We start from the raw sequence: 221 nt of genomic DNA, 5'->3' as shown, positions 1-221 counted from the left end.
AGATCAAAAGCAGAGCACGGCGGCCTGAAAGCCGACCTGAGTGGTTGAAGCAAAAGCAGGGCAAAAGCACAGCAGGGGCAGATCAGAAGCAGAACTGCTTTTCTGTGGGAGCTGGCTTGCCTGCGATGCAGACACCTCGGTCCACCAAGTACACCGAGTTGATGCCATCGCAGCGGTTCGGCGGTCCGACAAGCCAGCTCCCACATTGACCGAGTACAGCC

Annotated in this window: 1 protein-coding gene; it reads right to left on the bottom strand. The window is 57.9% G+C overall.

What is annotated here, in order from left to right; translation table 11 throughout:
• Window positions 1-3: 3 nt before the first annotated feature.
• Window positions 4-221, bottom strand: a 218-nt coding sequence (locus ACDZ94_RS23650) for a hypothetical protein (protein ID WP_432751601.1), incomplete at its 5' end; no start/stop codon positions are given.

The sequence above is a fragment of the Pseudomonas sp. UBT genome, assembly GCF_050915955.1.
Taxonomy (GTDB): domain Bacteria; phylum Pseudomonadota; class Gammaproteobacteria; order Pseudomonadales; family Pseudomonadaceae; genus Aquipseudomonas; species Aquipseudomonas antarctica_A.
Note: the sequence above shows the minus strand (reverse complement) of the source record. Positions and strands in the feature narration are given on the sequence as shown.